Origin of the sequence: Microcystis sp. M53602_WE12 (assembly GCF_030065455.1) — a bacterium.
Classification (GTDB): Bacteria; Cyanobacteriota; Cyanobacteriia; order Cyanobacteriales; family Microcystaceae; genus Microcystis; species Microcystis aeruginosa.
The window spans coordinates 1-1,309 of the sequence record NZ_JASJFB010000672.1 but is presented as its reverse complement, the minus strand read 5'-3'; the positions used below and the strand labels follow the sequence as shown (position 1 = coordinate 1,309).

Sequence of the window (1,309 nt, the reverse complement as noted above, 5' to 3'; positions counted from 1 at the left end):
TGATCTTTTTAATCTTTCGCCGCTCAATCGTCTGGTAATGCAGTTTAGCGTCGCTTTTCTAGCTTGGCAAGCCGGGGTAAGGATCGATTTCCTCTCTATTCCCTTCGGCGATTTATTACAAATTCATTGGCTAAGTTTACCAGTTACTCTCCTCTGGTTAGTAGGGATGGCTAACGCAATTAACTGGATTGACGGTTTAGATGGATTAGCGGCGGGGGTTTCGGGTATATCTGCCGTGGTTATTTTAATTGTAACTTTGGTGATGGGACAACCGGCCGCCGCTATTATCGCCGCCGCTTTAGCGGGTGGGGCCTTGGGTTTTCTGCGTTACAATTTTAACCCCGCTCAAATTTTTATGGGGGATGGTGGAGCCTATTTTATGGGTTTTACCCTCGCGGGTGTGGCGGTGATTGGATTGGCGAAAACCACTGCTGTGACTACTGTTGCCGTTACCGCCGTCTTACTACCCTATCTCATCCTCGCAGTTCCTCTCCTCGATATGTCCACGGTGATTATTTCCCGTCTCAAACGCGGAAAATCCCCTTTTGTGGCTGATAAACGTCATTTACACCATCGTTTACTGAAAGCGGGTATCTCTCACCGTCTGACAGTATTATTTATCTACGCCCTAACTCTCTGGGTGGGCAGTTTAGCCCTCGGTTTCTCCAATGTTCCCAGTGGTTGGGGTTTTGCCTTTGGTGCAACTCTCCTCCTCGGTTACGTCGGTTGGCAAGTCTGGCGCAATCGTGGCAGTGAACCGTAAGCCATCTTAAACTAGAAAAAAGATTAATAATTAAGATAGCGGCAGGATAACTCTGGGAGTTTAGCAAATGTCTAACGAAACCGTAACTTATTCCCTTGAAACGGTCCTCAAGGAAATCAAAGACAGCATCAAGGAAGTCAACCACAAAGCTGATAGAATCGAGCAACGTCTGACAAAATTAGAAATCGGACAGGCAGAACTTAAAGGAGAAATTAAAGCTTTAGATGAGCGACTAAGCACAAAAATTGACGGATTGACCGCTAGAGTTGCCTATCAAGAGTTTACTAATCGAGGCATTTTGATCGCCCTTGTTGTTGCTATTTTAGGAGGAGCAGCTAAACTTTTTGGATTTATTGGCAACCCCTAGAAGTTGCCCTTAGCATCATAAATTTTTCCTATCTTATTTGGCTCTTCGGTAATTGTTATGCAATGGACGGGGGTTATAAGGGATGGAACCCTTATAGAGAAAGGCATTTAGCGATTTTTGTCAATTGTTTTTTATCTAGAGCGAACTAATCAATTAAGTCTCTTGCCAGATAAGGATTT

General features: G+C 44.5%; 2 protein-coding genes. Both read left to right on the top strand.

The window, feature by feature from the left end; translation table 11 throughout:
* On the top strand, positions 1-763 hold a 763-nt coding region (locus tag PX482_RS20950; protein ID WP_288122974.1), incomplete at its 5' end, for a glycosyltransferase family 4 protein.
* A gap of 67 nt (positions 764-830) precedes the next feature.
* Positions 831-1,130 (top strand): hypothetical protein, encoded by a 300-nt coding sequence (locus tag PX482_RS20945; RefSeq protein ID WP_002761685.1) that lies wholly within the window; start codon positions 831-833, stop codon positions 1,128-1,130.
* Positions 1,131-1,309 lie beyond the last annotated feature (179 nt).

Coding starts and splice junctions, on each gene's coding strand:
- PX482_RS20945 (WP_002761685.1), top strand. CDS start 831: ATGTCTAACGAAACCGTAACTTATTCCCTTGAAACGGTCCTCAAGGAA.